The organism is Coleofasciculus sp. C1-SOL-03, assembly GCF_040220555.1.
In the GTDB taxonomy this organism is placed as follows: domain Bacteria; phylum Cyanobacteriota; class Cyanobacteriia; order Cyanobacteriales; family Coleofasciculaceae; genus Coleofasciculus.
Genome location: NZ_JAVJUO010000151.1, coordinates 23,401 through 30,218, shown reverse-complemented (window position 1 = coordinate 30,218; position 6,818 = coordinate 23,401). Strand labels below are relative to the sequence as shown.

General features: G+C 46.0%; 7 protein-coding genes and 1 pseudogene. 3 read left to right on the top strand and 5 right to left on the bottom strand.

Translation table 11 applies throughout. The annotated features are described in order from the left end of the window. The 3 genes and pseudogenes from RIE73_RS24550 to RIE73_RS24540 form a co-directional block, all read right to left on the bottom strand. Positions 1-218, bottom strand: a 218-nt coding sequence (locus RIE73_RS24550) for a hypothetical protein (RefSeq protein WP_446403673.1), incomplete at its 3' end; no start/stop codon positions are given. Positions 219-237: 19 nt separating this feature from the next. Continuing rightward, positions 238-421: pseudogene (locus tag RIE73_RS24545) on the bottom strand (hypothetical protein); the annotation flags it as partial. A gap of 31 nt (positions 422-452) precedes the next feature. Continuing rightward, positions 453-1,463 carry a hypothetical protein gene (locus tag RIE73_RS24540; RefSeq protein WP_446403672.1) on the bottom strand — a complete coding sequence of 337 codons (1,011 nt, stop codon included), beginning with the start codon at positions 1,461-1,463 and terminating at the stop codon, positions 453-455. Positions 1,464-1,700: 237 nt separating this feature from the next. Here RIE73_RS24540 and RIE73_RS24535 point away from each other — a divergent pair, with 237 nt between their 5' ends. The 3 genes from RIE73_RS24535 to RIE73_RS24525 all read left to right on the top strand — a co-directional run bounded on the left by RIE73_RS24535 (position 1,701) and on the right by RIE73_RS24525 (position 4,587). Next, positions 1,701-2,459: a DUF4230 domain-containing protein gene (locus tag RIE73_RS24535; RefSeq protein ID WP_446403671.1), complete on the top strand. Its 759-nt coding sequence runs from the start codon at positions 1,701-1,703 to the stop codon at positions 2,457-2,459. 402 nt (positions 2,460-2,861) lie between these two features. Continuing rightward, entirely contained in the window at positions 2,862-3,632 is a 771-nt protein-coding gene (locus RIE73_RS24530; protein ID WP_446374406.1) for a peptidase, read from the top strand. A gap of 61 nt (positions 3,633-3,693) precedes the next feature. Continuing rightward, the gene (locus RIE73_RS24525; RefSeq protein ID WP_446403670.1) at positions 3,694-4,587 is read left to right on the top strand and encodes a vitamin K epoxide reductase family protein; all 894 of its coding nucleotides are present in this window, start codon (positions 3,694-3,696) and stop codon (positions 4,585-4,587) included. 246 nt (positions 4,588-4,833) lie between these two features. Here the strand turns inward: RIE73_RS24525 and RIE73_RS24520 are convergent, their stop codons facing one another. Both RIE73_RS24520 and RIE73_RS24515 read right to left on the bottom strand, forming a co-directional pair. Continuing rightward, a complete protein-coding gene (locus RIE73_RS24520; protein ID WP_446403669.1) occupies positions 4,834-5,745 on the bottom strand; it encodes a transglutaminase family protein in 912 nt (303 codons plus the stop codon). Between the two features lie 67 nt (positions 5,746-5,812). Next, on the bottom strand, positions 5,813-6,760 hold the full coding sequence (locus RIE73_RS24515) for an alpha-E domain-containing protein (RefSeq protein WP_446403668.1): 948 nt from the start codon (positions 6,758-6,760) through the stop codon (positions 5,813-5,815). Positions 6,761-6,818 lie beyond the last annotated feature (58 nt).

The following is a 6,818-nucleotide window of genomic DNA, read 5'->3' as shown; positions in this document are numbered from 1 at the left end:
CCATCCTGTTTGTCCCACTGGTCAAAATCAACAAATTCTTTTTCCAGGCTAGAGATCTCCATTATCAAGTCTGGGTAACGATTTAAGCAGTCTTTTTTAACCGCTTCCAGTGATTTAGAAAGGCGTTCCCAAAGATTCTCTAGCAAAGGTAATCCTTTTTCTTTCGCTTCATCTTCACTATTGGCAAATAGCCTGTGTCCAATAATAATTGTCGCCATATCTACCCAAACTGGCAATTTACTCCTCTACTATGTGGACATATCTCCCCAACGTCAAGGGATTGGGTTGATTATTTTTGAGATTATTCGATTGCACTTGAAACACCGTCAATTAGCTTCTTATTCTTGCGACTCCGAGCGCCATAGAGCCGCGCTGAGAAGACTGTTACCAGTTCAATCATGTCTGTAACTAGCTCTTGCTCCATGACAGCTTATTCCTTACAAATGTGGAAATCACTTCACCAAAGATTGCTGATAAAAATTCAAAACTCGTTGAGTATAAGCCGCCGTGGAACCTTGATTATATTGCTGGGGATCACCCGTCATCCACCAAGCCGCCGCCCGTTGTATTGCCACCGACTCATTATTATTACTGGCACGATACTGTTCATTCAATACATCCCCCATCACGCACACTAAGATACTCCGCGCCGTTACCGGACTGGCTTCAAAATCGGCAGGTGAAAGTTCTCGTCCAATACATTGTTTTGACCATCGGGGAATGTTACCCGGTTTAATTTGCCAATCACTGTAGAGTCCATCATCTTCGATTCCCGTTTGCGGTGCGGCTAGTCGCAAGGCTTCCACTAAAGCAGCGACTTTCGCATCAGAAATCGCGTTATTCGTGGAGGAAGGGGTGGCAGATTGAGGTGGAGAGGTAGCGGACGATGGACGTTCTGTCGGTGGAGCAGAGGATGCTGGTTTTTCCGCCGAGGAAGTCGGGGTGGGTTGGGCAGAAGTCGCAGGTTGTTGCGCCTGAGAATTTCGGCGTTGCTGTTGGTAATTTTTCAGAACATTCTGGATGTAAGTATAGGTGTAAGAGTTTTCCGGAACGCTATTGTATTGACTCCCATCCCCAGTCATCCACCAAGCGGCTGCTCGTTGTATTGCTACGGACTCATTATTATTACTGGCATCATATTGCTCATTCAACACATCCCGCATCACGCAAACCAAGATAGCCCGCGCTGTTACCGGACTGGCTTCAAAATCAGCAGGTGAAAGTTCTCGTCCAATACATTGTTTTGACCAACGGGGAATGTTACCTGGTTTAATTTGCCAATCACTGTAGAGTCCATCATCTACCCTTCCCGTTTGCGGTGCAGCTAATCGCAGGGCTTCCACCAGCGCTGAGACTTGAGCATCAGAGGCTTGAGCGTATACCGGGGAACTCCAGAGTCCCAGAGAAAGTAACGCTGTACTCAGTAGGATTCGTTGAACTGGTTGAATGAATCTGAAACCCATTGGCTACAACCTTTGTTTAGCATTTGTCGGGGCAATTCATGAATTAACCCTATAAATGGTAGTTTAACGGTAACGATGAGGAATTTGGATTGCTGACTCAGTGTTCTAGAGGAGTGGAGGAGAGATTTGACTCGGTTTTTGTATTCTGAGACACATTGAATGAAACAATCCTGCTTGTGCCAAAGCGCTAATCTTATAGTTAGAGAGACCCAGACAGCCCGGTGAAGGAGCAGTGCGATGAATAATCTATTTGACAAATATAAATATCAGCTCAGTCCCAGTATGTTCGGGATACTGAGAAACCTGATGATGATGACGACAGGCGCTACAGTAGTTGTCGCCCTGATTTTTGGCATTGGGGTATGGCGTACCGGGTCTCGTTTTTTGGGACAAGTGACTAGCTTGTTTAGCACCCCTCAACCCGCACCTGAAGTTGATGTGCGCTCCTTGATTGTCCAGCAAGTGCGGGAGGCTAGTGACTTAACCACGGCGGTGTTTACGATGGAGGCGGTGGTTCCGACTCGTCAAGCTCGGACATTGGCAGGGTATCCGATCGCGGAAACCACACTCCTTTATATTGCTTATGGTGAGGTGCGAGCTGGTGTCGATTTGGCAGAGTTAAAACCAGAAAATGTGCAAACTGTCAATGATACGCTGCAACTTCAACTCCCACCCCCGAAAATTTTAGACAGCAAAATTGACGTGAATCGGTCACAGGTGTATGACTACGATCGCGGCTTCTTGGGATTAGGACCTGATACAGCACCCCAGTTGCAGATGTTGGCGCAACAAGAAACCTTGAAGAAAATTGTCTTCAATGCTTGTGAGCAAGGGGTATTAGACAAAGCCAACGAACGCGCCGAACTCGTCGTCGGTCAGTTGTTGACGACAGCCGGATATAAACAGGTAGAGGTCAATACTCAATCCCCTGTCCCTGGCACTTGTCAGTCGGCGGCGTTAGCCTCTCAGCCTGCTAATTCTGGGATAGCCCCTTGATGGGAGATGGGGGAGATAGGGAAGCTGGGGGAGATGAGGGACACCTCGACTTCGCTCGGTGTGTCAGATGGGGAAGATGAGAGAACTTTCCTTGTCTGTGTAATCAGTGTCAATAAGCTCTCACCTCCCTACCCCTATCTCTCCAATAAATCCGTGAAATCAGTGTTTTGACCAATGACCAATTTTTTGTCCCAGAAGTCCCTCAGGAGGATTACCCTGGAATCAGAAGACTTGTAAATATACCAATGAAGATGCGTAGGGGTAGTATAAAACGTTACCAAAGGGACGATTCACCAATCCAGTCCAGGCGACAGCAGTCTAAGCCATGCCATCAATTGGCGAATGCGGGTGAACCCTGTTGCATCGGGTTTCCAGTCGAATTGAAGAGGACATAATTTGACAATGACTTACTGTCTGGGCATTATTAACCGTTTTGGTATAGTCTTAGCAGCAGACTCTCGCACCAATGCCGGGGTAGACTATATTTCTACTTACAATAAGCTTTTTGATTTTTCCCTGCCAGGAGAACGAGCGATTGTTATATGTACATCGGGAAACCTTTCGATTACCCAAGGGGTGATCAATCGGTTGCATCGGGATTTACAAAGTCAGGAAGAACTGAATATCCATTCCCTCCCGAATATGTATGAAGTGACTCGTTATATTGGCAGCAAACTGCGACAAATTCAAGATCAAGACCGTCCTTGGTTAGAACGCGATCGCATTGATTTTAACTGTAGTTTGTTAGTCGGGGGTCAAATTCGCGGCGAAGCACCACAACTCTATCTGATTTACACCCAAGGGAATTTTATTCAAGCCACGCTGGAAACGCCATTTTTGCAAATTGGCGAAACTAAGTATGGCAAACCCATTCTCGACCGAACTCTCACTTATGATATGCCCCTAGAGGCGGTTGCCAAGTGCGCTTTGCTGTCTATCGATTCAACCATGAAATCGAATATTTCAGTTGGACCTCCAATTAACTTGGTCATGTATGAAGCTGGCACATTTATGGCTCGCCAGAAACTACAACTGCGCTTAGGTGATCCCTATCTGGCAAAGATTCGCAAATTGTGGGAAGATTCGTTACGACGGGCATTTGAATCCATGCCGAATATTGAATGGCAACATCCAGTAGAGGATAATCAACAAGAAGATATTCTGATTGATTAAAATCCCTATTCCCCATTCCCTATTCCCTATTCCCTATTCCCTATTCCCTATTCCTTGACCAATGACGAATGACAAAGGACAAATAAAAAACCGATATTGGATTGGAGCGATCGCGGTTTTAGGAATGCTGGAGACGGCATTTCTCACCGGGGTGGAATGGTTGGGAAAAGCGGCAGAGATTTGTCCCACTCATGGCTGTCAGGCGGTGCTAGAAAGTCCTTATGCCCAGGTTTTTGGACTTCCTTTACCCCTATTGGGATTTCTTGCCTATACCACGCTTGCAGGGGTGACTCTAGCCCCTTTCGTGATTAAATCCTTGTCATCTGAGTGGATAAAATCCAGTTGGCTGATCATGCTAGCCATTACCACCTGTATGCTGGTGAGTAGCGGTTATTTGATGGTAGTGATGCTGTTTGTGGTCAAGGGAATTTGTCCCTACTGCATCGCCTCGGCGCTGTTATCCCTGTCCGTATTTGTGTTAACCGCGATCGGTCATAATTGGCAAGATATTAGGCAAGTCACGCTGACAGGATTGGCGGTTGGTCTAGTGACGTTCACGGGGATATTGGGAGTCTATACTCAGGTTCCTAGTGCTAGCGCTACGACAGCAGAATCTGGTTCCCCCATTACTCATATTTCCGGTGCGGCTGAACTGGCGTTAGCACGTCATTTAAACACTGTAGGGGCAAAAATGTATGGTGCATTTACTTGCCCCCATTGTTACGAACAAAAACAACTTTTTGGTCAAGCCGCCTTTAATCAAATTGATTACATTGAATGCCATCCTCGCGGCGAAAATGCCCAACCTGAACGCTGTCAAGCCGCCAATATTAAAGGGGTTCCCACCTGGGAAATTCAGGGACAGTTTTATTCCGGGGTGCAGCCCTTAGAACGATTGGCAGATATTTCAGGTTATCAGGGCTCAGAGGCGTTTAAATATGAGTTTCCGTATTGACTGGAGTTTAAACTACGAGGGTGATAATAGGGCACGGCAATGCCATGCCCCTACTTTAGCCTGTCAAACTAGACCTGCATTGAAAATCGCTGATTCATTATACTAGTGTTGATAAGAAAATTTCTGTATATTCTGAAGAAGCTGTAATTCTCTTTTCCTCGTCATCAAACTATCTATAGTGCTTACAGATAATTCCTATGGAGACGTTCCACCAGAACTTCTGTACTAAAGGGAGAATCTTGTCGCTTATGATAGGTGTATTGTATCGGACTGAAAACCGCTATATTCATCTCTGGTAATCGACAAATTAATTTTCATATCCGACTCAATTTTCTTACCGCCTTCACCCACCGATTTAGTCGTCGCGATCGCACCGGAAATCGGAGCAGCATACCGGGGTATAGCACAAGCCACGAGGGGAATATGGCGATCCGTGACCACGACACCTTGATTCGGATCATAGCCTTGCCAGCCTGCACCCGGTAAGTAAATTTCTACCCAAGCATGAAGATATCGTTGCGATCGCTCTAGATTCCCTTCCTGATACCCACTGACAAACCGTGCGCCTAATCCCATCACCCGACAAACGTCCATGAATAGCACCGCTAAATCGCGACAAGAGCCTTTCTTTAAGTGCCAGGTTTTACTAGGAGACCAAGGTGCGCCTTTTTCCCGATATTGGGGTTTACAACGGGTGTGGAGATGTTGGTTAAGTGTTTTGACAAAGTTAACAGTATCACCATTAACTTGATGGTAAATATCCTGGGCAAACTGTTGGATTGAATCGCCTGAGGTGGGGTCATAAAATCGCTGATAAGGCTGTAACTGAGAGAACCAGTAGTCGGGATAGTTAATCGGTAACTGAGTCGCCCACGGTTCGAGTTGAATGGTATCGGGATTGGTTCGACAGGTTTCCACAACTGAGGTAGCGCTGATCGTCAGTTTTTCGGTACTGGTATTAAACAAAAGTCTCGCGATCGCGTTTCCATCCAATTCGATAATCTCAACGATTTTCTCAGGTTTAGGTTCAACGTCCAATATAAATGAATGCAGTGTCTGAGTCCCGTCACACCGGGGACGTAACCTGATGATATGGGGTTTTAAAATAACGGGCTGATTATAGGTATAGGTGGTGGTATGGCAAATTTTATAACGCACTATATATTTAATCTCCCCTGCTCCTCTAGACGTGCCATGGCACGTCTCTACATGGCTACCCCGCTCACTATACCGGTTCTACCGCACAAAATGTTTTCGAGATTTGATTACCGACTTGATTAATTTCGATTTGCATTTGGTTTAAAAATTCATGCAAGCCATTCTCAAAAACATCTTCTATGGTCAGATATCCGAGTTGAGAACACAAGCGACCTAAAGCACGTTCGGCTGGGTTGCACCAGGTTCCACGGGGGGTGCTAGTAATTTGATGCAATGATTGTTCAGCTTGCGCCAGACAGAAGTGAATTGAGCGAGGGAACTGGCGGTTGAGAATCAGAAATTCCGCGACACCGGGGGGTGTAATTCGATGCTGGGATTTGCGATACATTTCATAAGCACTGGCAGATTTGAGCAGTGCCATCCATTGAATTTGATCCAATGGCGTTCCTACCCACTGTACCGACGGCAGTAATACAAAATACTTCACATCGAGAATTCGGGTTGTTTTATCTGCCCGTTCTAATAATCTACCCATTTGCCCAAAATTCCATCCCTCATTATGGGTCATCGTGGCATCCATAACCCCAGCAAAGCGATGGCTAGCCAGTTTGACTTGGGTGAAAAAATCAGGCAATGTTCCCAATGCTCCTCCTTGAGACGCCTCTTTAACCATGAGGAAAAATTGATTGACCTCTTCCCACATTTCTGAAGATATCACTTCCCGAACCGAACGGGCATTCTCGCGAGCCAGTTGGAGTACCGATAAAATTGAATTGGGATAGTTCGAGTCAAAGGTGAGGAAGTGGATAACATTGTCCGAGGTAGCCTCGCCGTAGCGTTCCTGGAATACATCTCGATCCCCCGTTGTAATCACCAAGGGTTCCCACTGCTGAGTCACTCCAGGTGGCATATCCAGCATGGAATTTAAGTTAACATCCACAAACCGGGCAATATTTTCTGCCCGTTCGATATAGCGATTGAGCCAGTAGATAGAATCAGCAACCCGACTTAGCATAAGTATTTATTCGTCCTTTGTCTTATGTCTTATGTCATTCGTCATTCGTCTTATGTCA